We start from the raw sequence: 23,132 nt of genomic DNA, 5'->3' as shown, positions 1-23,132 counted from the left end.
GATGCTGGACAATGGCCCGGTGAGCACCGATCCCAACACCGAGCCGGAGCACCGGGACGTCCCCGCTGATCCGGACACCGGCACCGCCGAGCCGCCACCGAAGAGCCGGGTGGCGCTGCTCGCGGTGATCGCGCCGGTGGTGCTGGCGCTGGACATCGCGACCAAGGTGATCGCGGTCGCGGAGCTGGAGGGTCGGGAACCGGTCGAGCTGCTCGGCGGGCTGGTCCACCTCTCGTTCCTGCGCAACGCGGGCGCGGCCTTCGGCCTGGCCGAGGGCTGGACGGTGGTGCTCGCCCTGATCGCGTGCGTCGTGGTCGGGTTCATCCTGTGGATCGCCCGCAAGCTGCGCTCGGTGGGCTGGGCGGTCGGTCTCGGGCTGGTGCTCGGCGGCGCGCTGGGCAACCTGGTCGACCGGCTGTTCCGGTCGCCGGGCCCGCTGCGCGGCCACGTCGTGGACTTCATCTCGGTGATCGAGCCCCACGGCACCTTCTTCCCGGTGTTCAACATCGCCGACTCCGCCATCTCCGCGGGCGGCGCGATCATCGTGGTCCTGGCCGCGATGCAGCGCGACTACGACGGAACCCGCCACGTGAAGCCGGTGAAGAACGCATGAGCGACTACCGCACGCTGCCCGTCCCCGACGGGCTGGACGGGATGCGCGTCGACGCGGGCCTGGCCAAGCTGCTCGGCCTGTCCCGCACGGTCGTCGCCGGGCTCACCGAGTCCGGGGGCGTGGTGCTCGACGGGCAGCCCGCCGGCAAGTCCGACCGGCTGATCGCCGGCTCGTGGCTGGAGGTGACCCTCCCCGAACCGGAACGCCCGGTGGTGGTGCAGGCGATCGCCGTGGAGGGCCTGGCGGTCCTGCACGAGGACGACGACATCATCGTGGTGGACAAGCCGGTCGGCGTGGCCGTGCACCCGAGTCCCGGCTGGACCGGTCCGACCGTGGTCGGCGGGCTCGCCGCCGCCGGGGTGCGGATCGCCACGTCCGGCGCGGCCGAGCGGCAGGGCGTGGTGCACCGGCTGGACGTCGGCACGACCGGCGTGATGGTGGTCGCGAAGAGCGAGAACGCGTACTCGGTGCTCAAGCAGGCGTTCAAGGACCGGACGGTCGACAAGCTGTACCACGCGCTGGTGCAGGGCCACCCCGACCCGATCAAGGGCACCATCGACGCGCCGATCGACCGGCACCCCAAGCACGACTACAAGTTCGCGGTGATGGCGAACGGCAGGCCGAGCATCACCCACTACGAGGTGGTGGAGGCGTTCCGGGCGGCGTCGCTGCTGGACGTGCATCTGGAAACCGGGCGCACCCACCAGATCCGGGTGCACTTCTCCGCGCTGCGCCACCCGTGCGTCGGCGACCTGACCTACGGCGCGGACCCGTCGCTGGCCAAGCGGCTGGGCGTGACCCGGCAGTGGCTGCACGCCCGCACGCTGGGCTTCCACCACCCGGCCGACGGCCGGTGGGTGGACTACACCAGCGAGTACCCGGCCGACCTGACGGACGCGCTGGAGCTGCTGCGCGCCGAGGGCTGACGCTCCGGCCGGGTCGGCGTGGTCCCGGTGGCTGCGGCCCGGTCGGGTCCGGCACCGGGCGAGTCCTCCCGTTCCGAGGTCGCGATCGCGTAACGTTGCGTCGTCGGTCCGCTCGTATGGGGAGGTACGCGTGGTGTCAGCGCACTACGACGACCCGGATCGCACGCCGCCGCGAGGCATCCCGGCAGCCGGAACCGGCGGGGGGCGTTACCGCGCCGCCCCGGCGGGCCCGGCCACCGGCTCGCCCGACGCGTGGGCGGCGGCCGAGGCGCAGCACCGGGCGCGGCGGCACGCGCCGCCGGAGGAGCGCCGGGTCCGCCCGGCGGCACCCCGGCCGGACGACGGGGCGGTCGCGCACCAGCCGTTCGGCGCGCCGCTCGACCAGGCCCACGGTTCGCCGGTCGCGGAGGACGGGACGGCGTACGGCGGCCGGTTCGCCCCGCCGTCGGTCGACCCGGACGGCTGGAGCGTCGCGCCGGCGGTGATCGGCGGCGACCTGCCCGAGGCCGTGCCGGCGAGCGCACCGCCCCCGCCCCCGCCCGCCGCGCCACCGGAGCCCGAGGCCGCTCCGGCGAAGCGCTCGTTCCTCGGGAAGCTGTTCCGCCGCAACGACTGAGGCGGTTCCGGGCGGGCTGGATCGCCGTCCTCGCGGACCTGGGCGGACCCCACCGGCCGGGGCACGTCCGGGCGAGGCCGTGCCCGCCGCGCGAAGCGGGTCGACTAACGTCGGTGGTGTGTCGAGGACCAGCGTGAGCAACGAGACCGAAGGTCTGCTCTGCCTGTGGGTCGAACCGGGGGGCACCGACCACTGGTTGCGGCCGGGGGAGGAGTTCACCGTGGCGACCTCGGCGGTGGAAGAGTCGCCGTTCAACGTCGTGGTCCACGACGAGGGCGTCACCGTGTGGGTGAACTCGGGCGCGGACGCCGAGGTGGTCGACCGGACCGGTGCGCCGGTGCCGTGCGGCCACCAGCGCCCGGCGGAGGCCGGCGAGTAGGGCGCACCGGGCCCGAGGGCGGTGCGGCTAGTCGTCGACCGTCCAGACCAGGGTGTTCAGGTCGGTCTCGGGGCGGGAGCTCCACCGGACCGAGGTGACGGCGGTGTTCTCCGGCAGCACGTAGACGGTGTGCCCGCCCGCCGTCTCACCGGGCTGCACGCCGATCTTGTGCGGCGGCCGGGACGACAGCGACACCGGTGCCTTGCCGATCGTCTCGCCCGCGTTCGTCATCAGCACCAGGTACATGTCGGGCAGCGCGTTGAACGTCACCGCTCCGGTGTTCGCCAGCTCGGTGTGCACGACGACCGCGCGCTCACCGTCGGCCAGCTTGTAACCGGCCGCGGTGAACAGGAAGTCGGCCGGGTCCACGACCTCCACCAACTGGATGGTGAACCGCGCGCCCTCCAGGCCCTCGGTCTCCAGGGTCGAGCCGACCTTGCCGGTCCGGGGCTTGGGCGCGGGCGCGTGGTCGCCTCGGGCCCAGCCCGAGGACTGCGGCGGGCCCCACGTGGTCATCGGTTCGTGCGCCGAGGGTGGCTGCGGCGGCTGCTGCGCGGGGAACGGGGCGCTGGGCGGGCCCGGCCGGTAGGAGCCCGAGGGCGTGCCGCGAACCGTGCCGGGCGCGGGCGGGTAGGGCCCGGCCGGGGTCGCGCGCGCCGCCTGCCCCGGCCCGGCCTGCGCCGGTCCGGTGTAGTTGCCCCACGCCACGCTGTTCGCCAACGCCTTGCGGATGCCGTTCGGGTCGCACTCCACGCCCACCAGCAGCGGCAGTCCGCTGCCGGACAGGGTGATCAGCCGGGTCGCCGCCTCGCGCGGGTCCATGCCCAGCCGCGCGGCGAGCTCGTGCACGGCGGCCCGGCCCATCTCGGCGAGCATGGCCAGGAGACGGGCGTCGACGGGATCCGGCGCTACCACCCCTCGAACGCTACCCCCTGGGCGGATCTTCCTGCGCTCGCCCCGCCGGGTGACGCCGTCGCGACCCCGTGTGTCGACTGGGCCGGACGGGGCCCGCCGGGGCAGAATCGGAGGCGTCCGGGCGGTGCCCCCGGCGGCGGCCGCGCGACGCGGGCAACTAGGCTCGCGGGCGTCTTGCCCGCGCGACGATCCGGGCCCACTTCGATCCTCCGGGGGGTAGGGTGTCCGACTCGTTTGTGCACCTCCACGTGCACACCGAGTACTCGATGCTGGACGGCGCGGCGAAGCTGAAGGACATGTTCGCCGAGTGCGAGCGCCTCGGCATGGGTGCCGCCGCGATCACCGACCACGGCAACATGTACGGCGCGTACGACTTCTACCGGCAGGCGACGGCGGCCGGGATCAAGCCCGTGGTGGGCATCGAGGCGTACCTGGCACCCGAGTCCCGGTTCAACAAGAAGCGCGTGCTGTGGGGCGACCCCGGCCAGAAGTCCGACGACGTCTCGGCGTCCGGCGCGTACACCCACCAGACGATCTGGGCGCGCACCAACGAGGGCCTGCACAACCTGATGAAGCTGTCCAGCCGCGCCTCCACCGAGGGCCAGTTGGGCAAGTGGGCGCGGATGGACGCCGAGCTGATCGCCGAGCACTCGGCGGGGCTGATGGCGACGACCGGCTGCCCGTCGGGCGAGGTGCAGACCCGGCTGCGGCTGGGCCACGAGAAGGAGGCCCTGGAGGCCGCCGCCAAGTGGCGCGACATCTACGGCGCGGACAACTTCTTCGTCGAGCTGATGGACCACGGCATCGAGATCGAGAGCCGGGTGCGCGGCGGGCTGATGGAGGTCGCCCGCAAGCTCGCGATCCCGTTCGTGGTGACCAACGACTCGCACTACACCTACGCCGAGGACCGCGAGGCGCACGACGCGCTGCTGTGCGTGCAGACCGGCAAGACGTTGCAGGACCCGAGCCGGTTCAAGTTCGACGGCTCCGGCTACTACCTGAAGTCGCCGGAGGAGATGCGCGCGATCGACTCGTCCGACGCCTGGCAGGAGGGGTGCCGCAACACCCTGCTGGTGGCCGAGAAGGTCGACACCACCGGCATGTTCGCGTTCCAGAACCTGATGCCGCGCTACCCGACGCCGGACGGCCTGACCGAGGCCGACTACTTCCGGGAAGAGGTGTGGGCCGGCATGAAGCGCCGGTTCCCGGGCGGCGTGGACGAGGTCCACGCGAAGCAGGTCGAGTTCGAGATCGACGTCATCCTCCAGATGGGCTTCCCGTCCTACTTCCTGGTGGTGGCGGACTTCATCAACTGGGCCAAGGAGAACGGCATCCGGGTCGGCCCCGGCCGGGGCTCCGCGGCGGGCGCGCTGATCGCCTACGCGATGGGCATCACCGACCTGGACCCGCTGGCGCACGGCCTGATCTTCGAGCGGTTCCTCAACCCGGACCGGGTCAGCCCGCCCGACATCGACATCGACTTCGACGAGCGCCGGCGCGGTGACGTGATCCGGTACGTGACGGAGAAGTGGGGCTCGGACAAGGTCGCCCAGGTGATCACGTTCGGCACCATCAAGGCCAAGGCCGCGATCAAGGACTCCGCCCGCGTGCTCTACGGCCAGCCCGGCTACGCGGTGGCCGACCGCATCTCCAAGGCGATGCCGCCCGCCGTGATGGGCAAGGACATCCCGCTGGCGGGCGTGTTCGACGCGTCGCACAAGCGGTACTCGGAAGCCGCCGAGGTGCGCGCCCTCTACGACACCGACCCGCAGGTCAAGGAGATCATCGACACCGGCCGGGGCCTGGAGGGCCTGATCCGCAACGCGGGCGTGCACGCCTGCGCGGTGATCATGTCCGCGGAACCGCTGATGGACCACATCCCGGTGTGGCGGCGGCCCCAGGACGGCTCGATCATCACCCAGTTCGACTACCCGACCTGCGAGACGCTCGGCCTGCTCAAGATGGACTTCCTGGGCCTGAGCAACCTGACCACGATCGACGACGCGCTCAAGAACATCGCCCTCAACGGCAAGGGCGACGTCGACATCACCACGGTCCCGCTGGAGGACAAGAAGACCTACGAGCTCCTCGGCCGTGGCGACACGCTGGGCGTGTTCCAGCTCGACGGCGGCGCGCTGCGCGACCTGCTGCGGCTGATGCGCCCGGACAACTTCGAGGACGTCTCGGCGGTCATCGCGCTCTACCGGCCCGGTCCGATGGGCGCGAACTCGCACACGAACTACGCGCTGCGCAAGAACAAGCAGCAGGACATCGTGCCGATCCACGAGGAGCTCAAGGACTCGCTCGCGGAGATCCTGGACACCACCTACGGGCTGATCGTGTACCAGGAGCAGGTGATGGCGATCGCGCGGAAGGTGGCCGGCTACTCGCTGGCCCAGGCGGACCTGCTGCGCCGCGCGATGGGCAAGAAGAAGAAGGAGATCCTCGACAAGGAGTTCGAGGGCTTCGAGAGGGGCATGGTGGCCGGCGGCTACTCCGCCGCGGCCATCAAGACCCTGTGGGACATCCTGGTCCCGTTCGCCGACTACGCGTTCAACAAGGCGCACTCCGCCGCGTACGGCCTGATCGCGTACTGGACCGCGTACCTCAAGGCGAACTACCCGGGCGAGTACATGGCGGCGCTGCTGACCACGAACTCGGACAACAAGGACAAGTCCGCGATCTACCTGGCCGAGTGCCGGCGCATGGGCATCACCGTGCTGCCGCCGGACGTCAACGAGTCCGAGCGCGAGTTCGTCGCGGTCGGCGACGACATCCGGTTCGGCCTGGGCGCGATCCGCAACGTCGGCGCGAACGTGGTCGAGGGGATCATCAAGTCCCGCAAGGAGAAGGGGAAGTTCGTCGACTTCTCCGACTTCCTGCGCAAGGTCGACGCCACGGTGTGCAACAAGAAGGTCGTGGAATCGCTGATCAAGGCGGGCGCGTTCGACTCGCTCGGCCACCCGCGCAAGGGCCTGCACATGGTCCACGTCGAGGCGGTCGACGCGGTCATGCTGACCAAGAAGGAAGAGGCGCGCGGCCAGTTCGACCTGTTCGGCGACGGCGGCGGCGACGACGGCGCGGGCAGCGTCTTCGACGTGAAGATCCCCGACGAGTACTGGGAGCCCAAGCACCAGTTGACGCTGGAGCGGGAGATGCTCGGCCTGTACGTGTCCGGGCACCCGCTCAACGGCGTGGAACAGGTGCTGGAGTCCTATTCGGACGCTTCCATCGCGCGCATCCTGGAAGGCGACGTGCCGGACGGCACGCAGGTCACGCTCGGCGGCATCCTCGCGTCGGTGACCAGGCGGGTCAACAAGAACGGCGAGCCGTGGGCGTCCGCGCAACTGGAGGACCTGGCCGGCGGCATCGAGGTGCTGTTCTTCCCCAAGAGCTACACGGTGCACGGCATGTCGGTGGCCGAGGACGCGATCGTGCTGGTCAAGGCGCGGGTCGCCAAGCGCGAGGACCGGATCTCGCTGATCGCCAACGACCTGGTGGTGCCCGACCTGTCGGAACTGGGCGCGCAGGCGCTGAAGCTGAAGGTGTCGGCGTCGCGCTGCGACCCGAAGCTGGTGACCTCGTTGAAGGAAGTGCTCAAGGCGCACCCCGGCACCACCGAGGTGCACCTGAACCTGATCATCAACGCGAGCCGGAACACCCTGCTCAAGCTCGACGACGCGCTGCGGGTCCGCCCGACGCCGTCGTTGATGGGTGACCTGAAGGCGTTGCTCGGCCCGGGATGCCTCGGCTGATCCCCCTGCGCCGCCCTTTCGGGAGTGGTCGGACAGGCCGGCTGGTCCAATCGGGTGGCGTTGGCCCGGTCGAGGCACGCGGGCACCCCTCCGGTCGTTGAGTGAACAGGGTTAACTCGACTACCGGAGGGGTTCCCATGGGGGAGAACACCGACCACGCCACCGCCCTCGCCGAACTCGGCGAGGAGTACTTCCAGGACCCGCACGCCTTCCACGCCCACCTGCGCGAGGAATCCGCCGCCCGGCCGGTCCTGCTGCCGCGCGGCCTCAAGGTCTGGCTCGTCAGCCGCTACGACGAAGGCCGGCTCGCCCTCGCCGACCCGAGGTTCAGCAAGGACTTCGCGGGCTTTCAGCCGCTGTTCGAACGGCACTTCACCGGCACCGAACCCACCCAGTTCGAGCAGTCGCTGGTCAAGCACATGCTCAACAGCGACCCGCCCACCCACACCCGGATGCGCAAGCTCGTCACCAAGGCGTTCACCGCCCGCCGCGTCGAACAGCTCCGCCCGCGCGTCCAACAGATCACGGACGAGCTCCTCGACGCCGTCGCCGGCCGGCGCGAGACCGACCTCGTCGAGGCCCTCGCCCTCCCGCTGCCCATCACCGTCATCTGCGAGATGCTCGGCATCCCGCCGGAGGACCGCGACGACTTCCGCCGCTGGTCCACCATCCTGGTGGCGGGCAACGAACCGCACCTCGTCGAAGCCGCCGGCCCCGCCATGGCCGGCTACCTGAACGGCCTCGTCGACGCCAAGCGCGCCGACCCCGGCGACGACATCTTCAGCGCCCTCGTCCACGCCACCGACGAGAACGACCGGCTCGACCAGGTCGAGCTGATCTCCATGGCGTTCCTGCTGCTCGTCGCGGGCCACGAGACGACCGTCAACCTGATCGCCACCGGCGTCCACAGCCTCCTGCTCCACCCCGAGCAGCTCGACAAGCTGCGCGCCGACCGGACGCTGCTGCCCGGCGCGGTCGAGGAGTTCCTCCGCTACGAGGGCCCGATCAACCAGGCCACCTTCCGGTTCACCACCGAGGAGGTGACCCTCGGCGACGTGACCATCCCGGCGGGCGAATTCGTGCTCGTGTCGCTGCTGTCCGCCAACCGCGACGAGAACCGGTTCCCCGACGCCGGGACCTTCGACATCACCCGGCCCGCCGGCGGGCACCTCGCGTTCGGCCACGGCGTCCACCACTGCCTGGGCGCACCGCTGGCCCGGCTCGAAGGCGAGATCGCCGTCGGCACCCTGCTCGACCGGTACGACATCGAGCTCGCCGCCCCGCCCGAGACGCTCCGCTGGCGCGCCAGCACGCTCATGCGCGGGCTGCACACGCTGCCGGTTAGCCTGTCGCCCCGTGGACCGCGATGAGCTGCTGACACTGGACCAGGCCCACGTCTGGCACCCGTACGGCCCGATGCCGGGCACCCACCAGCCGCTGGTCGTCACCTCGGCCCGGGGTGTCCGGCTCCGGCTGGACGACGGCCGCGAACTCGTCGACGGCATGTCCTCCTGGTGGGCCGCCATCCACGGCTACCGCCACCCCGTCCTCGACGCCGCCGTCCGCGACCAGCTCGGCCGGATGAGCCACGTCATGTTCGGCGGCCTCACCCACGAACCGGCCGTGGCGCTGTGCGCCGCGCTCGTCGACATCACCCCCGAACCACTGCGACACGTGTTCCTGTGCGACTCCGGGTCGGTGTCGGTCGAGGTCGCCGTCAAGATGGCCCTCCAGCACTGGCGCTCCCAGGGGCGGCCGGCGAAGCGGCGGCTGCTCACCTGGCGCGGCGGCTACCACGGCGACACCTTCCAGCCGATGTCCGTGTGCGACCCCGAGGGCGGGATGCACTCGCTGTGGCGCGGGGTCCTGCCCGAGCAGGTGTTCGCCGGCCCACCGCCGCGCCACCTGGAAACCGCGTACGTCGAAGAGCTCGCGCGGCTCGTCGAAGAGCACGCCGACGAACTCGCCGCCGTCATCGTGGAACCCGTCGTGCAGGGGGCGGGCGGCATGAGGTTCCACGACCCCCGCTACCTGCACGTGCTGCGGGAGCTCACGCTGACCCACGACGTGCTGCTGATCTTCGACGAGATCGCCACCGGGTTCGGCCGCACCGGCGAGCTGTTCGCCGCCGACCACGCCGCGATCAGCCCGGACATCATGTGCGTGGGCAAGGCGTTGACCGGCGGCTACCTCTCCCTGGCCGCCACCCTGTGCACGTCGCGGGTCGCCGAGGGGATCTCGCGCGGCGAAGTGCCCGTGCTGGCGCACGGCCCGACGTTCATGGGCAACCCGCTCGCGTGCGCCGTCGCGCTGGCGTCCGTCGAACTGCTGCTGTCCCAGGACTGGCGGTCGTCCGTCGCGCGCATCTCCGCCGGCCTCCGCGCGGGACTCGCCGACGCGCCCGGCGACGTGCGCGTGCTGGGCGCGATCGGCGTCGTGCAACTGGATCACCAGGTCGACCTGGCGGCGGCCACCGCGGCGGCCGTGGAGCACGGCGTGTGGCTGCGCCCGTTCCGGGACTTGATCTACACCATGCCGCCGTTCGTGAGCACCGACGCCGACGTCGCCGCGATCTGCAAAGCGGTGGTCGCCGCCGCCCGGGTCTGAGTACGTTGGGGCGCATGCGAAAACTCGGAGTTCTCGTAGCGGCGTGCGTCCTGCTCGGCCTGACGGCGACACCCGCCGGCGCGGCCCCGTTCACCTCGGGGAGGTACACGGCCTGGGGCGATGGGCGGCTGGAGCTGCGGGGGACCGGGCTGTGCCTGGACGCCGCGCTGGAGGAGATCGACGTCGAGGGCGGCCGGGTGCAGTTGTGGACCTGCGGTCTCGGCGGCGACGAGCAGAAGTGGACCCCGGTGTCCCACGGGCGCGGGACCCTCCTGGTGAACCGGCTCAACGGCAAGTGCCTGGACGCCGCGCTGGAGGAGATCGACCTCGAAGGCGGCCGGGTCCAGATGTGGACCTGCGGCCTCGGCGGCGACGAGCAGTTGTGGACGTTCGACTCCCACCAGGGCGACGTCTTCATCGACAGCCGGGCCACCAACGGCAAGCTCGGCGTGGGCAGGCTCGACGACCTGCACAGCGGCGCGCCCGTGGGGGTCTGGCACAAGCGCTGACCCCGCCGCCTCCGGAGGTGGGGCGTCCGCCCCGCCCCCGGACGCGGGCGCGGCCCGCCTCACATCCGGAGCAGGCTCGACCCCCACACCAGCAGCAACGCCCCGTAGGCGACCAGCACCCACCCCGTCGACCGGTGCGTGGGCTCGCGGTCCTTGATCCGCAGCACCTTCACCGCGAGAGCCCACAGCAGCAGCGCGGCGGTGAGCGTCAGCGGCACGGCGGCCACCCCGTACGCGCCGGCGTAGACACCGGCCCAGTAGTCGGAGGGCAGCACGACGTCGTTCGCGTAGCCGGTGGGGATGCACAGCACACCGACCGCCGCCCAGACGATCGCGATGATCTTCAACCGGCGACGCGTCGCCGGTTCGGCGGAATCGTGGTTGATGCCGAGCACGCCCAGCGCGACGAACGCCCCGCCGCCGAACAACCAGCCCACGACGGTCGACAGCACCGGAACCCGCCCCACGACCGAGCCGACCGCCGGGATCACCGCGCCCCAGAGCAGGAGGTGCGCGCCGACCGCGGCGACCAGGCCGGCGAGGACCAGGCCGGTCTGCCCCCACCCGGACAACCTGGTGAACCAGTTGTCGGCCTTGGCTTTCCGAGCCGCCCTGCCCTTCCCGCCCGCACCGGCCCGATCACCCCGTCCGGCCCTGCCCCGCCCGGCCTTCCGCCGCGCCACGGCAGCGCCGGCCCTCTTCCGCCCCTTCTGCTTCCCGGCCAACGACTTCAGCCCTCGATGGCGGCGGCGAGCTGCACGTTCGTGGGCTCGACGAGCACGGTGCCGTCGGCGAGGACGACCACCGGGATGTTCTTCCGCCCGCCCGCGAGCTCGACGGCCTCGTCCCGGGCCGCGTCGTCGTGCTCCACGTCGACGTCCCGGAACGCCACTTCGTGCTCCCGCAGCCAGGTCTTGGCCCGTCGGCAATCGCCACACCAGTCCGCACCGTAGAGAACGACTTCACCCATGCGCGTGATGCTAGAACGTGGCCGGCAACCACGCTCCGTGTAGTCGTAGGGTGAGTGCCCGTGAGCGTCCTCGTGATCACCGGTACGGGAACCGAGGTCGGCAAAACCGTGGTGGTCGCCGCCCTGGCCGCCCTGGCAGCCGCCGACGGCCGCCGGGTGGCCGTACTCAAGCCCGCGCAGACCGGCATCGCCCCGGGCGAGCCGGGAGACCTGGCCGAGGTGGTCCGCCTGGCGGGCCGGGTGACCACCCGTGAGCTGCGCAGGTACCCCGACCCCCTGGCCCCCGCCACCGCCGCCAGGAGGGTGGGGGCCCCGACCCTCCGCCCGAGCGAGATGGCGGCGGCGGCCGTGGAGCTGCACGCCACCCACGACCTGGTCCTGGTCGAAGGCGCGGGCGGCCTGCTGGTCCGGTTCGACGACAACGGCACCACCATCGCCGACGCGGCCTGGGCCCTGAACGCCCCGGTGCTGGTGGTGGCCCACGCGGGCCTGGGCACCCTCAACACGACGGCCCTGACCACCGAAGCCCTCCTGCACCGGGGCCTGGAGTCGGCGGGGGTGATCATCGGCCGCTGGCCCGCCCACCCGGACCTGGCCGCCCTCTGCAACCTCCACGACCTCCCGGAAGCCGCCGGCGGCCCCCTCCTGGGCGTCCTCCCCGACGGCGCGGCCACCCTGGGCCGACCGGACTTCCTGGACCTGGCCCGGACCTCCCTGTCCCCGTGGTTCGGCGGCACCTTCGACCCGGACAAGTTCGCCGCCCCCCACACCTGCTGATCTCCCACGCCGACCCCACCCCCTGACGGTGCGGCGGCCTCCGCCGCCACGGGGCAGAGGCCCGAAGGGGCAGTGACGTACGTCGCTCAGTGGTGCCCCGGGCGGTGCGGCAGACTGGCCGGCGGACTACCGCCGGACAACCCCTGGAGAAGTCGTGACCGCAGCCCCCGAACAGGTCGATGTCCTGGGCGTTGCCCGTGAACAGGTGCTGGAGCGCGGCGTCGGTCTGTCCGAGGAGCAGGTGCTCGAAGTGCTCCGGCTGCCCGACGACCGCATCCCCGAGCTCCTCGAACTCGCCCACCGGGTGCGGGTGCGCTGGTGCGGCCCCGAGGTCGAGGTCGAGGGGATCGTGTCGCTCAAGACCGGGGGCTGTCCCGAGGACTGCCACTTCTGCTCGCAGTCCGGCCAGTTCCCCTCGCCGGTCCGGTCGGCGTGGCTCGACGTCCCCGGGCTGGTGCGCGCCGCCCGGCAGACCGCCGACACCGGTGCCACCGAGTTCTGCATCGTGGCCGCCGTGCGCGGGCCGGACAAGCGGTTGCTCTCCCAGGTCCGCGACGGGATCAAGGCGATCCGGGACGACGGCAACGACATCCAGATCGCCTGCTCCCTCGGCATGCTGACCCAGGAGCAGGTCGACGAGCTGGTCGCGATGGGCGTCCACCGCTACAACCACAACCTCGAAACGGCCCGCTCGCACTTCCCGCAGGTCGTCACCACCCACTCGTGGGAAGAGCGCCGGGACACCCTCCGCATGGTCCGCGAGGCCGGCATGGAGGTCTGCTGCGGCGGGATCATCGGGATGGGGGAGACGCTCGCCCAGCGCGCCGAGTTCGCGGGCCAGCTCGCCTCGCTCGAACCGGACGAGGTGCCGTTGAACTTCCTGATCCCCAACCCCGGCACGCCCTACGAGAACTTCCCGGTCGTGGCGGGGCCGGAGGCGTTGCGGGTGGTGGGCGCGTTCCGGCTCGCGCTGCCGCGCACGATCCTGCGGTTCGCGGGCGGGCGGGAGCTCACCTTCGGCGACCTCGGGGCGAAGCGGGGGATGCTCGGCGGCATCAACGCGATCATCGTCGGCAACTACCTCACCAACCTGGGCCGCCCCGCCCAGGACGACCTGGACATGCTCCAGGAGCTCGCCATGCCGATCAAGGAACTGGGCCGGAGCCTGTGACCGGACCCGCCGTCCACTGCGGCTACTGCGGCGTGGACCTCGCGGCCCGGGACCACTCCGCGTGCGCGGTGCGCCTCCGGGTGCTCGACCCGCCGAGGTTCTGCTCGGCCTGCGCGCGCCGGATGGTGGTCCAGGTGACGCCGGCGGGCTGGACGGCCACGTGCAGCCGCCACGGGGAGATCACCTCCGCGCGGTAACCTCCCCTGGTCGGGTTCGGGCAGGGGAGGTCGTGCGTGGCGGATCAACCGGTGGACGAGCGGGCCGCGCCCGTTCGCGTGCCGCCCGTCTTCATCTACCGCTACGAGCCGCCGCGCCCCCGGGTGGTGGTGAAGCCCGACCTGCTGCCGGCGTTCGCGGTGCTGTCGACGATCGCGCTGTTCGGGTTGCCCGCCGGGTGGTTGTGGGCGTGGCTGGCACCGCCGCAGAACAAGGTGATCGCGCAGGACTCCTCACTCGTCCCGGTCCTCGGGGAGAGCTACCACCGGCTCGACGGGTTGATGCTGTTCGTGCTGATCGGGCTCGGCGCGGGCCTGCTGACCGGTATCGCGGTGTGGATGCTGCGGGAACGGCGGGGACCGGTCGTGCTGATCGCGGCGACGCTGGGCGGCGGGGTGGCCGCCTACCTCGCGCAGCGCACCGGGATCGGGTCGGCGGCCGGCAGGTACCCGCTGCCGGACGCGCCCGAGGTGGGTGACGTCATCGCCGTCGCGCCGGTGCTCGAAGTCTGGTGGGGCGTGCTGGCGTGGCCCTTGGGCGCGGCGCTGGCCTACGGGTGCCTCGCCGCCTGGAACGGGCTGGACGACCTGGGCCGCCGGCTCGGCTGATCACCGAGCCGGGGCCGCTGGAACGCGGTCAGACGCGGTAGTCGGTGTCGCGGACGTCGGTGACGAACATGTACCCCGGCGCGTGCGTGATGGCGAACGGTGGTGCGGATGCCACCAGCGCCGCCTGCGGAGTGACGCCGCACGCCCAGAACACCGGCACGTCCCCGTCGTGCGGGGTGCACGGGTCGCCGAAGTCGGGCCGGTCGAGGTCGCGCACGCCCAAGGCGGACGGGTCGCCCGCGTGCACGGGAGCGCCGTGCACGGCGGGCATCCGGGCGGTGATCTCGCGGGCCCGCTCGACCAGGTCCGCCGGGACGTACCGCATGCTGACCACCACCGGACCGTGCAGGCGGCCTGCCGGGCGGCATTCGCGGTCGGTCACGTACATCGGGACGTTGCGGCCCTGTTCGAGGTGGCGCAGGGGGATGCCGGCCCGGGTGAGGGCGTGCTCGAACGTGAAGCTGCACCCGATCAGGAACGACACCAGGTCGTCGCGCCAGTACTCGGTCGCGTCGGTGGGTTCGGTGGTCGGCTCGCCGTGCTCCCACACCCGGTAGCGGGGCAGGTCGCGGCGCAGGTCGGCGGTCGGGGCGAGGGCGGTGCGCGGCGAACCCGGGTCCGTCACGTCCAGCACCGGGCACGGCTTGGGGTTGCGCTGGGCGAACAGCAGCATCTCGTACGCCCAGTCCCGGGGCACGGCGATGAGGTTGGTCTGCGCGTACCCGTCGGCCAGGCCGGCGGTCGGGCCGGTGGCGGTGCGGCGGACGTCCGCCGGGGTGTCGAGTCCTGTGCTCACAGCAGTTCCCGTCCTCTCGTCTCGGGCAGCCCCACCAGTGCCACGACCGCGACCCCGTACGCGATCGAGCCGACGATCAACGCGCCGCCGACGCCCATCCGGTCGGCCGTGAACCCGACCAGGGCGGGGAACAGCGCGCCGACCGCACGGCCGAAGTTGTAGGTGAAGCCCTGGCCGGTGCCGCGCAGCGCGGTCGGGTAGAGCTCGGCGAGGAACGACCCGAAACCGCTGAAGATCGCCGACGTGCAGAACCCGAGCGGGAAGCCGAGGAGCAGGATCGTGGTGTTCGCACCGTCCGGGACCCGGGTGTAGAGCACGATCAGCCCCGACGACAGGACGGCGAACAGCGCGAACGTCTTCTTGCGCCCCAGCCGATCGGTGACGTACCCGCCGCAGACGTAGCCGGTGAACGCGCCGGTGATCACCAGCGCCAGGTACCCGCCGGTGTCCATGAAGGTCAGGCCGCGCTCGGTCTTCAGGTGCGTCGGGAGCCAGGACGCGAGCGTGTAGTAGCCGCCTTGGACGCCGGTGGCCAGCAGGGAGGCAAACAGGGTGGTGCGGGTCAGGTCGCCCGTGAAGATGGCCCTGATCGAGCCCTTCTCCGCGCTGTCGGCGCGGCGTCGGGTGGCGTCGGGGGAATCCTGGACCGTGCGGCGCAGGTAGATGAGCAGGACGGCGGGCAGCGCGCCGGTCCAGAACAGCACCCGCCACGCGAAGTCCTGCGGGAGCAGGGTGAACACCACCGTGGAGACCACCACGGACAGGCCCCAGCCGACCGCCCACGAGCTCTGGATGAACGCCACGGTCCGGCCTCGGTACCGGGGCTTGCAGTACTCGGCGACGAGGATCGCGCCGGCCGCCCACTCGCCGCCGAAGCCCAGTCCTTGCAGGGCGCGGAAGACCAGCAGGGTTTCGTAGCTGGTGGCGAAGCCGCACAGGACGGTGAAGACCGCGTACGTGACGACCGTGATCATGAGGGTGCGGACCCGGCCGATCCGGTCGGCCAGGATGCCGGCGATCACGCCGCCGATGGCGCTGACCACCAGGGTGACCGTGGTGAGCAGGCCGGCCTGGCCCTGGGTGAGGTCGAAGAAGGCGGTGATCGCGACGAGTCCGAGGGGGAGGACCTGGAAGTCGTACGAGTCCAGTCCGAAGCCGCCGAAAGCGCCGATGAACGCCCTTTTCCCGTTGCGGCCGAGAGCGTGGAACCAGGCCAGTGGGCCGTCTTTCTCGACGCTCTCCGTCGTGCTGCTGCTCATGGTGCTCACCTCGCAAGAGTGGGAGTGTGTGCCGCACCACGGTAGAGGATTGTTGAACAATCCCAACAGCCAACAATAGGGCGAATCAACACTCGAACACGCGAACGAGTACGACGGTGTGCGCGGGTGGGTGGGTACCACCCGGTCATCGGACCTTCGGGCGCACCTGCGCTTCGGTGACCTTCTTTTAGGAAGGCTTCCTGAAAGAAGGCGGAAGGGCGGGAGCGGCGAGGGTCGGCCGGGTGGGAGGAGCGGGGGGAGGCGGAGCTAGTTGCGGTGGGGGAGGTGGCCCAGGTCGGCGAGCGGGGCGGGTACGGCGTGCAGGGCGGCGACGATTCCCGCTTCGCGGTGCATCACCTTGCGCACCAGGCGGAGGCGGCGGGCTTCGGAGCGCTCTTCCAGCAGGTGCTGCCTGTCCTCCAGGGTGAGGAGGCAGTCGTTGGCCAGCGCGTACGCCAGGCCCTCCGTCACCGGGACCGCCGGGTCGTCCTCGAAAGCCGCCTCCCGGTACCGCCGGAACGCCGCCACCGCTCCTTCCACCAGCAACGGCAGCACCTCCGCGACCTCGGCGGGCACGGCGACGTCCTCCAGCCACTCCACCTCGCCCAGCAGGTAGGGCGCGCTCTCCTCGTCCACCGCCACCAGGCGGAACCGTCGCCCGCCGGTCGTGGCCAGGTCGAATCGCCCGTCCGGCAACGGTTTGGCGTCGTGCAGGAGTGCTTCGCAGCCGACCTCGTGCAGCGCGGTCGCGTTGCCCGTGCCGACCTCCCACCCCTGCCGGATGGCGACCACGCCGAAGCTGCGGTCGGGCAGCTTCCCGGTCACCAGGTCCACGGCGAGCTGCCGGTAGCGGGGCTCGAAGACGTGCAGCGGCAGCGACGTTCCCGGCAGCAGCACGGTACCCAGGGGGAACAGCGGGAGCGTCGTGGTCACGTCCCCAAATTACGGCTGCTCGGGGGCCTCAGCACGGCGAACGGATCGGTGATCCGCAGTCGACCCGCCACGAACCGGAACAACGCGGCCGGTCGGCCCCCGGACGGGCCCACCGGAGCGACCGCGCCGGTGGGTTCCAGCAGTCCCCGGCGGGACAGGACGCGTTGCAGGTTCGTCGCCGAGACCTCGTACCCCAGCGCCGCCGAGTACAGCGACCGCAGCGCGGAGATGGTGAACTCCGGCGGGGCCAGGGCGAAGCCCAGGTTCGTGTACGACAGCTTGGACGCCAGCCGGCTGCGCGCGCGGCGGCAGATGGCCTCGTGGTCGAACGCCGTCGCGGGCAGGGCGTCCACCGGGTGCCACGTGGTGTCCGACGGCACCACCGGATCGGTGTCGGACGGGACCAGGCCGACGAACGCGGTCGCCACCACGCGCGGTCCGGGCACGCGGTCGGGCGCGCTGAAGACGGCGAGCTGCTCGACGTGTGACAGTTGTCGCACATCGACTTTCTCGGCCAGTTGACGCCGGATCGATGCCTCGACGTCCTCTTCGGGACCCAGCCCGCCGCCGGGCAGTGACCAGCGGTGAGCGTGCGGTTCCCGCGCGCGCTGCCACAACATGACCTGGAGTGATCCGGCTCTCACCTGGAGCACTGCGGCCACTACCTCATGTTCCGCGACACCCACTCGGCTGATACTATCGGCCACGTTTTCGACCGAAAGGCGAAAACCTGGGCTGAAGGAGGAGACCATGGTCGCTACCGCCTATGTGGAGCGAACCTCTGACGGTGCGTACGACGGCATCGCGCCGGACGCCGCGTGGCGGGACGAGGTGCTGGAGCTGGCCCGCAGGCAGGACGCGGTCATCCTCGCGCACAACTACCAGCTCCCGGAGATCCAGGACATCGCCCACCACACCGGCGACTCGTTGGCGCTGAGCCGCATCGCGGCGGCGAGCGACGCGTCGACCATCGTGTTCTGCGGCGTGCACTTCATGGCCGAGACCGCGAAGATCCTGGCTCCCCACAAGACCGTGCTGATCCCGGACGAGCGGGCGGGCTGCTCGCTGGCCGACTCGATCACCGGTGAGCAGCTCCGGGCGTGGAAGGCCGAGCACCCCGGCGCGGTCGTGGTGTCCTACGTGAACACCACCGCCGAGGTGAAGGCGGAGACGGACATCTGCTGCACGTCGTCGAACGCCGTGGACGTGGTCGCCTCCGTCCCCGCCGACCGCGAGGTGCTGTTCCTGCCCGACCAGTTCCTCGGCGCGCACGTGAAGCGCGAGACCGGCCGGGAGAACCTGCACATCTGGGCGGGGGAGTGCCACGTCCACGCGGGCATCAACGGTCCGGAGCTGGCCGCGCGCGCGGCGGCGAACCCGGAGGCCGACCTGTTCATCCACCCCGAGTGCGGGTGCGCCACCTCGGCGCTCTACCTCGCGGGCGAGGGCACCGTCCCGGCGGAGAAGGTCAAGATCCTCTCGACCGGCGACATGATCACCGCCGCCCGCAGCACCAGCGCCAAGTCGGTCCTGGTGGCCACCGAGATCGGGATGCTGCACCAGTTGCGCCGGGCCGCGCCGGAGATCGACTTCCGCGCGGTGAACGACCGGGCGTCGTGCCGGTACATGAAGATGATCACCCCGACCGCCCTGCTGCGCTGCCTGCGCGAGGGGCGCGACGAGGTGCACGTCGACCTCGACACCGCCCGCCGCGCGCGGGGTGCGGTCCAGCGGATGATCGAGATCGGTCAGCCCGGCGGCGGCGAGTGAACACCCCGTTGTGGGAGGCCCGCGCCGACCTGGTGGTGGTCGGCACGGGCGTCGCCGGGCTGACGGCGGCGCTGCGCGCGCGTGAGCTCGGACTCCGGGTCCTGGTCGTGACCAAGGGCGACCAGCCCGACGGCAACACCCGGTGGGCGCAGGGCGGGGTGGCCGTCGTGCTGCCCGGCGAGCACGACGAGGGCGACACGGTCGACGCGCACGTCCGCGACACGCTCACCGCCGGGGCCGGCCTGTGCGACGAGACCGCGGTGAACGCGATCATCGCCGGCGGACCCGCTGCCGTGCAACGGTTGCGGGAGCGCGGCGCGGTGTTCGACGCGGCCCGGGGCGGCCGGTTGGCGCGCACCCGCGAGGGTGGGCACAGCGCGTTCCGGGTGGTGCACGCCGGCGGCGACGCCACCGGCGCGGAGGTGGAGCGGGCGTTGCTCGCGGCGGCCTCCGACGGCCGGGTCCCGGTGCTGGAGCGGCACATCGCGGTGGACGCCGTGCGCACGGCGCTCGGTCAGGTGTGCGGGCTGCTGGTGCTGGACCCGCACGGCGTGCCCGGCGTGCTGACCGCGCCCGCCGTGCTGCTGGCCAGCGGCGGGCTGGGCCAGCTCTACCAGGCGACGTCCAACCCGGAGGTGGCCACCGGCGACGGCCTGGCGCTCGCGCTGCGGGCCGGTGCGGTCGCGGCGGACGTCGAATTCGTGCAGTTCCACCCGACCGTGCTCTACACCGGCCGGGGCGCGCGCGGCCGGTGCCCGCTGGTCACCGAAGCGGTGCGCGGCGAGGGCGCGGTGCTGGTGGACGCGAACGGCGCGCGGGTCATGCGCGGCGTGCACCCGCTGGAGGACCTCGCGCCGCGCGACGTCGTGGCGGCGGCGATCACCCGGCACATGGCGGGCGCGCCCGGCGGCGTGGACGACCACGTCTTCCTCGACGCCACGGGCATCTCCGACTTCGCGCGGCGGTTCCCGACGGTCCACGCGGCGTGCGCCGCGGCCGGCGTCGACCCGTCCGCGCGGCCCATCCCGGTCGCACCGGCCGCGCACTTCGCGTGCGGCGGCGTGGTGTCCGATGTGGACGGTCGCACGGGGGTGACCGGCCTGTACGCGGCGGGCGAGGTGGCGCGCACCGGCCTGCACGGCGCGAACCGCCTGGCCTCCAACAGTTTGCTCGAAGGTCTGGTGGTCGGCACGCGGGCCGCCGAGGCGGTGGCGAGCGACCTCGCGCTGGGTGTGCTGACCCGGTGCACGGGCACGGCGGAACTGCCGGTCGCCCCGGTCGCGGACCGGGACTCGTTGCAGCGCGTCATGTCCCGGTACGGGGCGATCGGCCGTGACGCCGAAGGGCTGGCCGTGATCGGCTCGGTGCTCGACCTGTCCACCGCGGACCGCAGGCTGGACACCCGGGAACTGGTGGAGGACGCGGCGCTCACCGTGGCGGCGCGGGCGTTGATCGCGGCGGCGGCCGAGCGCACGGAGTCGCGCGGGTGCCACGTGCGCACCGATCACACCGCGCGCGACGACGCGGGGTGGCGGCGCAGCCAGGTGGTCCGGCTCACCCCGTCGGGTCAGCCGGTGCTGGCCGACGCGGCGACGGCTTCGAGGGGAGTGGCATGACGCTCGACGTGGACGACGTGCGCCGGGTCATCGGCACCGCGCTCGCCGAGGACCTCCGGTACGGACCGGACGCGACGACCGAGGCCACCGTGCCCGCCGACGCGGTCGCGGTGGCCGAGCTGACCCCGCGCGCGGCCGGCGTGCTGGCCGGGGTGCCGGTGGCGCTGGCGGTGTTCGAGGAGGTGCTGGAGTTCGAGGTGCTGGACCGCCGCGAGGACGGCGACAAGGCCGTGCCCGGCGAGCCCGCGCTGGTGCTGCGCGGTCCGGTGCGCGGGCTGCTCACCGCCGAGCGCACCGCGCTGAACCTGCTGTGCCACCTGTCCGGCATCGCCACGCTGACCGCCGCGTGGGTCGACGAGATCGCCGGGACCCGGGCCCGGGTGCGGGATTCCCGCAAGACGCTGCCCGGTCTGCGGCTGCTGGAGAAGTACGCCGTGCGCTGCGGCGGCGGGGTCAACCACCGGCTGGGGCTCGGTGATGCCGTGCTGATCAAGGACAACCACGTCCAGGCCGCCGGTTCGGTGGCCGCCGCGCTGCGGGCCGTCCGGGAGCACGCGCCGGACCTGCCGTGCGAGGTGGAGGTGGATTCCCTGGCGCAGCTCGACGAAGCCGTCGCCGAGGGCGCGGACCTGGTGCTGCTGGACAACTTCACCGTCGCCGAGTGCGCCGAGGCGGTCCGCCGCGTCGGTGGCGTGCGTCCCGGTGGGGTGCGGCTGGAGGCGTCCGGTGGGTTGACGCTGGACGTGGCCCGCGCGTACGCCGAGACCGGCGTGGACTTCCTGGCGGTGGGCGGGCTCACCCACTCCGCGCCCGCGCTCGACCTGGGGATGGACCTGCGCTGACCGGTGGTGGCCGAGCGCCGGGCCGCGCCCCCCGCGAGGAGGGCGCGGCCCCTCGGCTCACGCCCGGTCGTCCTTCTTCGTGCGCGCCCGGCCGGCGTCGTCGCGTTCGACGTCGACCTGCTCGCGGCGCACGCTGTCGGCGACTTCCCGCTGCTCGGTCACGGTCTCCTTGTCGAGTCGGACCTTCTCCACGGCCTCGGCCCGCTTGTTGACCACGGCCTCCTGCCGGCGCAACGTCACCTCGGCCTCCTCCTCGGTGAACGCCCCGCCCCCGCCCTTGCCGTCGGCGGGCTCGCGCACCACGCGGACCTCTTCGTGCGACACCGGGACGGTGACCGTCTTCTGCTCGGTGACCACGTGCTTGACCAGGCGGACCCGGCCGGCCTCGACGTCGCGCGTGCCGACGTCCAGCTTCTCCTCGTACCGGGTGACCGAGGGCTCGCCCCGCTTGCCGGCGACGTCCGCGTCCGCCGTCCGGCGCTGGTCGGCGGCGCGCGGGTCGGTCGGGCGCTGGACGGTTCCGCGCTGGTCGGCCGCGTTGCCGCGCACCGAGCGCTCCTCGGTCCGGGTGTCCTTGCCCCCGCGCGGCAGCCGGTCGTGCTGGCCGGTGTTCGCGGTCGGGATCAACCCGTAGTAGGAGTACAGCTCCTCCTGCTGCTTGTCGCTCATGTGCTCGTCGTTCACGTCGATCCGGGGAGCGTCCTTGACCTGCTGCTTCTCCACCGGCACGGTGATGTGCCCGGAGGCGATCTGCGCGTCCTGGATCGGGACGAACGACTCCTTGATGCCGAACAGGCCGGTGTGCACGGACGCCCAGATCGGACGACCGTCGCGGTCGTCCAGCCACACCTGTTTCACCGACCCGATCCGCTCACCGTGCGAGTCGATCACGTCGCAGTCGTACAACCGGTCGACTTCGGCCTGGTTGATCATGGCTTCCCCTTCGCCGCTCGGATTTCCTGCGAAGGCGGACTACCCGGTCCCCTGAACGGACCCAAACCGGGTCTCACCCGGGCGTGTGACAACCGTCCCACGAAGGAGATTCGGGTCTGCTGCCGGTCGGTGCTCACAGCCGCCGGTTGGCCAGCACGGGCAGCGCGCGCCGGGCCTCGTCGACAGCCACCACGTCCACGTCCGCGACCAGCACGCCCGGTTCCGCGCCCAGCGAGCCGACCACCTCGCCCCACGGCGACGCCACCGCGCTGAACCCGATCCCCGTCGGCGCGCCGCCGTGGTCGACCGCCGGGTCGGCCTGCCCGCACGCCAGCACCCACGAGGTGCTGTCCAGCGCCCGCGCCCGCACCAGCAACTCCCACTGCTCCCGCTTGCCCGGCCCCGCGCCCCACGACGCGCCCAGCAGCACGGCCGACGCGCCCCGGTCGGCCAGTGCCCGGAACAGCTCCGGGAACCGGACGTCGTAGCAGGTGGCCAGGCCGAACACCACGCCGTCGACCTCGAACACGACGGGCTCCGCGCCCGGCGCGACCGTCCTGGACTCGGTGAACCCGAACGCGTCGAACAGGTGGATCTTGTCGTAGCCCAGGTGCCGGCCACCGCCGGTGACCAGCAGCGTGTTGGCCACCCGCCCGTCCGGCGCGGGCGTGAACATGCCCGCGACGACCACCACGCCGTGCTCGTCGGCGATCTCGCGCACGGCCGTCGCCCACGGCCCGTCCAGCGGCTCGGCGACCGGGCCGAGCGGCACGCCGAACCGGCACATCGCGGCTTCCGGGAACAGCACCACCCGGGCCCCCCGGGCACGGGCCACCTGGCCGCGCAGCAGGTCGAGGTTGGCCGCCGGGTCGGCGGAGGAGGCGATCTGGCAGAGCGCGACACGCATGCCACCCACCATAG

The 23,132-nt window shown here is 72.3% G+C and carries 24 protein-coding genes; 15 read left to right on the top strand and 9 right to left on the bottom strand.

Annotation, left to right across the window (positions count from 1 at the left end; genetic code table 11):
- The first annotated feature begins 1 nt into the window (after position 1).
- The 4 genes from lspA (at position 2) to AB0G01_RS13365 (ending at position 2,534) form a co-directional block, all read left to right on the top strand.
- Complete coding sequence (lspA, locus tag AB0G01_RS13380) at positions 2-613, top strand: signal peptidase II (protein WP_360943954.1); 612 nt, start codon at positions 2-4, stop codon at positions 611-613.
- Positions 610-1,539, top strand: a complete 930-nt coding sequence (locus tag AB0G01_RS13375) for an RluA family pseudouridine synthase (RefSeq protein ID WP_360943951.1) — start codon at positions 610-612, stop codon at positions 1,537-1,539. The genes lspA and AB0G01_RS13375 overlap by 4 nt, the downstream gene beginning before the upstream one ends.
- Before the next feature lie 133 nt (positions 1,540-1,672).
- Entirely contained in the window at positions 1,673-2,155 is a 483-nt protein-coding gene (locus tag AB0G01_RS13370) for a hypothetical protein (protein ID WP_360943948.1), read from the top strand.
- A 118-nt stretch (positions 2,156-2,273) separates the two neighbouring features.
- Positions 2,274-2,534, top strand: a complete 261-nt coding sequence (locus tag AB0G01_RS13365; RefSeq protein ID WP_360943945.1) for a hypothetical protein — start codon at positions 2,274-2,276, stop codon at positions 2,532-2,534.
- A 27-nt stretch (positions 2,535-2,561) separates the two neighbouring features.
- Here the strand turns inward: AB0G01_RS13365 and AB0G01_RS13360 are convergent, their stop codons facing one another.
- On the bottom strand, positions 2,562-3,449 hold the full coding sequence (locus AB0G01_RS13360) for an AsnC family protein (RefSeq protein ID WP_360943942.1): 888 nt from the start codon (positions 3,447-3,449) through the stop codon (positions 2,562-2,564).
- A 221-nt stretch (positions 3,450-3,670) separates the two neighbouring features.
- Here AB0G01_RS13360 and dnaE point away from each other — a divergent pair, with 221 nt between their 5' ends.
- The 4 genes from dnaE (at position 3,671) to AB0G01_RS13340 (ending at position 10,320) form a co-directional block, all read left to right on the top strand.
- On the top strand, positions 3,671-7,204 hold the full coding sequence (gene dnaE, locus AB0G01_RS13355) for a DNA polymerase III subunit alpha (protein WP_360943939.1): 3,534 nt from the start codon (positions 3,671-3,673) through the stop codon (positions 7,202-7,204).
- A 137-nt stretch (positions 7,205-7,341) separates the two neighbouring features.
- Positions 7,342-8,574, top strand: coding sequence for a cytochrome P450 (locus AB0G01_RS13350; protein WP_360943936.1), 1,233 nt, complete (start codon positions 7,342-7,344; stop codon positions 8,572-8,574).
- The gene (locus tag AB0G01_RS13345) at positions 8,561-9,811 is read left to right on the top strand and encodes an adenosylmethionine--8-amino-7-oxononanoate transaminase (RefSeq protein ID WP_360943933.1); all 1,251 of its coding nucleotides are present in this window, start codon (positions 8,561-8,563) and stop codon (positions 9,809-9,811) included. Before AB0G01_RS13350 ends, AB0G01_RS13345 begins: the two co-directional genes overlap by 14 nt.
- 14 nt (positions 9,812-9,825) lie before the next feature.
- Positions 9,826-10,320 (top strand): RICIN domain-containing protein, encoded by a 495-nt coding sequence (locus AB0G01_RS13340; protein WP_360943930.1) that lies wholly within the window; start codon positions 9,826-9,828, stop codon positions 10,318-10,320.
- Between the two features lie 59 nt (positions 10,321-10,379).
- On the opposite strand, the gene AB0G01_RS13335 is transcribed toward AB0G01_RS13340, so the two are convergent.
- A complete protein-coding gene (locus tag AB0G01_RS13335) occupies positions 10,380-11,003 on the bottom strand; it encodes a hypothetical protein (RefSeq protein WP_360943927.1) in 624 nt (207 codons plus the stop codon).
- 47 nt (positions 11,004-11,050) lie between these two features.
- The gene (locus tag AB0G01_RS13330; RefSeq protein ID WP_360943924.1) at positions 11,051-11,290 is read right to left on the bottom strand and encodes a glutaredoxin domain-containing protein; all 240 of its coding nucleotides are present in this window, start codon (positions 11,288-11,290) and stop codon (positions 11,051-11,053) included.
- A 60-nt stretch (positions 11,291-11,350) separates the two neighbouring features.
- Here AB0G01_RS13330 and bioD point away from each other — a divergent pair, with 60 nt between their 5' ends.
- The 4 genes from bioD (at position 11,351) to AB0G01_RS13310 (ending at position 14,062) form a co-directional block, all read left to right on the top strand.
- Positions 11,351-12,067: a dethiobiotin synthase gene (gene bioD, locus AB0G01_RS13325; protein ID WP_360943921.1), complete on the top strand. Its 717-nt coding sequence runs from the start codon at positions 11,351-11,353 to the stop codon at positions 12,065-12,067.
- A 154-nt stretch (positions 12,068-12,221) separates the two neighbouring features.
- On the top strand, positions 12,222-13,238 hold the full coding sequence (gene bioB / locus AB0G01_RS13320; protein WP_360943918.1) for a biotin synthase BioB: 1,017 nt from the start codon (positions 12,222-12,224) through the stop codon (positions 13,236-13,238).
- Positions 13,235-13,435: a hypothetical protein gene (locus tag AB0G01_RS13315; protein WP_360945307.1), complete on the top strand. Its 201-nt coding sequence runs from the start codon at positions 13,235-13,237 to the stop codon at positions 13,433-13,435. Before bioB ends, AB0G01_RS13315 begins: the two co-directional genes overlap by 4 nt.
- 36 nt (positions 13,436-13,471) lie before the next feature.
- Positions 13,472-14,062 carry a DUF2567 domain-containing protein gene (locus AB0G01_RS13310; protein WP_360943915.1) on the top strand — a complete coding sequence of 197 codons (591 nt, stop codon included), beginning with the start codon at positions 13,472-13,474 and terminating at the stop codon, positions 14,060-14,062.
- Positions 14,063-14,090: 28 nt separating this feature from the next.
- On the opposite strand, the gene AB0G01_RS13305 is transcribed toward AB0G01_RS13310, so the two are convergent.
- The 4 genes from AB0G01_RS13305 to AB0G01_RS13290 form a co-directional block, all read right to left on the bottom strand.
- On the bottom strand, positions 14,091-14,858 hold the full coding sequence (locus AB0G01_RS13305; RefSeq protein WP_360943912.1) for a putative hydro-lyase: 768 nt from the start codon (positions 14,856-14,858) through the stop codon (positions 14,091-14,093).
- Positions 14,855-16,117, bottom strand: a complete 1,263-nt coding sequence (locus tag AB0G01_RS13300) for an MFS transporter (protein WP_360943909.1) — start codon at positions 16,115-16,117, stop codon at positions 14,855-14,857. Before AB0G01_RS13300 ends, AB0G01_RS13305 begins: the two co-directional genes overlap by 4 nt.
- A 267-nt stretch (positions 16,118-16,384) precedes the next feature.
- Positions 16,385-17,050 (bottom strand): LON peptidase substrate-binding domain-containing protein, encoded by a 666-nt coding sequence (locus tag AB0G01_RS13295; protein ID WP_360943906.1) that lies wholly within the window; start codon positions 17,048-17,050, stop codon positions 16,385-16,387.
- Positions 17,047-17,736, bottom strand: a complete 690-nt coding sequence (locus AB0G01_RS13290) for an NUDIX domain-containing protein (protein WP_360943903.1) — start codon at positions 17,734-17,736, stop codon at positions 17,047-17,049. The genes AB0G01_RS13295 and AB0G01_RS13290 overlap by 4 nt, the downstream gene beginning before the upstream one ends.
- Before the next feature lie 64 nt (positions 17,737-17,800).
- Here AB0G01_RS13290 and nadA point away from each other — a divergent pair, with 64 nt between their 5' ends.
- The 3 genes from nadA to nadC are packed head-to-tail and all read left to right on the top strand — an operon-like array spanning position 17,801 to position 21,278.
- Positions 17,801-18,820, top strand: coding sequence for a quinolinate synthase NadA (gene nadA, locus AB0G01_RS13285; RefSeq protein WP_360943900.1), 1,020 nt, complete (start codon positions 17,801-17,803; stop codon positions 18,818-18,820).
- The gene (locus AB0G01_RS13280; RefSeq protein ID WP_360943897.1) at positions 18,817-20,436 is read left to right on the top strand and encodes an L-aspartate oxidase; all 1,620 of its coding nucleotides are present in this window, start codon (positions 18,817-18,819) and stop codon (positions 20,434-20,436) included. The genes nadA and AB0G01_RS13280 overlap by 4 nt, the downstream gene beginning before the upstream one ends.
- Positions 20,433-21,278 carry a carboxylating nicotinate-nucleotide diphosphorylase gene (gene nadC / locus AB0G01_RS13275; RefSeq protein ID WP_360943894.1) on the top strand — a complete coding sequence of 282 codons (846 nt, stop codon included), beginning with the start codon at positions 20,433-20,435 and terminating at the stop codon, positions 21,276-21,278. Before AB0G01_RS13280 ends, nadC begins: the two co-directional genes overlap by 4 nt.
- 57 nt (positions 21,279-21,335) lie before the next feature.
- Here the strand turns inward: nadC and AB0G01_RS13270 are convergent, their stop codons facing one another.
- Together AB0G01_RS13270 and AB0G01_RS13265 are read right to left on the bottom strand one after the other, a co-directional pair.
- Entirely contained in the window at positions 21,336-22,211 is an 876-nt protein-coding gene (locus tag AB0G01_RS13270) for a DUF2382 domain-containing protein (protein ID WP_360943891.1), read from the bottom strand.
- Positions 22,212-22,344: 133 nt separating this feature from the next.
- On the bottom strand, positions 22,345-23,118 hold the full coding sequence (locus AB0G01_RS13265; protein WP_360943888.1) for a carbon-nitrogen hydrolase family protein: 774 nt from the start codon (positions 23,116-23,118) through the stop codon (positions 22,345-22,347).
- Positions 23,119-23,132 lie beyond the last annotated feature (14 nt).

It is taken from the genome of Actinosynnema sp. NPDC023587 (assembly GCF_040640215.1).
Classification (GTDB): Bacteria; Actinomycetota; Actinomycetes; order Mycobacteriales; family Pseudonocardiaceae; genus Actinosynnema.
Note: the sequence above shows the minus strand (reverse complement) of the source record. Positions and strands in the feature narration are given on the sequence as shown.

Bases quoted from the DNA above. Each gene is read 5' to 3' on its own strand.
- lspA (WP_360943954.1), top strand. From the start codon at position 2: ATGCTGGACAATGGCCCGGTGAGCACCGATCCCAACACCGAGCCGGAG.
- AB0G01_RS13375 (WP_360943951.1), top strand. From the start codon at position 610: ATGAGCGACTACCGCACGCTGCCCGTCCCCGACGGGCTGGACGGGATG.
- AB0G01_RS13350 (WP_360943936.1), top strand. From the start codon at position 7,342: ATGGGGGAGAACACCGACCACGCCACCGCCCTCGCCGAACTCGGCGAG.
- AB0G01_RS13340 (WP_360943930.1), top strand. From the start codon at position 9,826: ATGCGAAAACTCGGAGTTCTCGTAGCGGCGTGCGTCCTGCTCGGCCTG.
- AB0G01_RS13330 (WP_360943924.1), bottom strand. From the start codon at position 11,290: ATGGGTGAAGTCGTTCTCTACGGTGCGGACTGGTGTGGCGATTGCCGA.
- AB0G01_RS13300 (WP_360943909.1), bottom strand. From the start codon at position 16,117: ATGAGCAGCAGCACGACGGAGAGCGTCGAGAAAGACGGCCCACTGGCC.
- nadA (WP_360943900.1), top strand. From the start codon at position 17,801: ATGGTCGCTACCGCCTATGTGGAGCGAACCTCTGACGGTGCGTACGAC.
- nadC (WP_360943894.1), top strand. From the start codon at position 20,433: ATGACGCTCGACGTGGACGACGTGCGCCGGGTCATCGGCACCGCGCTC.
- AB0G01_RS13270 (WP_360943891.1), bottom strand. From the start codon at position 22,211: ATGATCAACCAGGCCGAAGTCGACCGGTTGTACGACTGCGACGTGATC.
- AB0G01_RS13265 (WP_360943888.1), bottom strand. From the start codon at position 23,118: ATGCGTGTCGCGCTCTGCCAGATCGCCTCCTCCGCCGACCCGGCGGCC.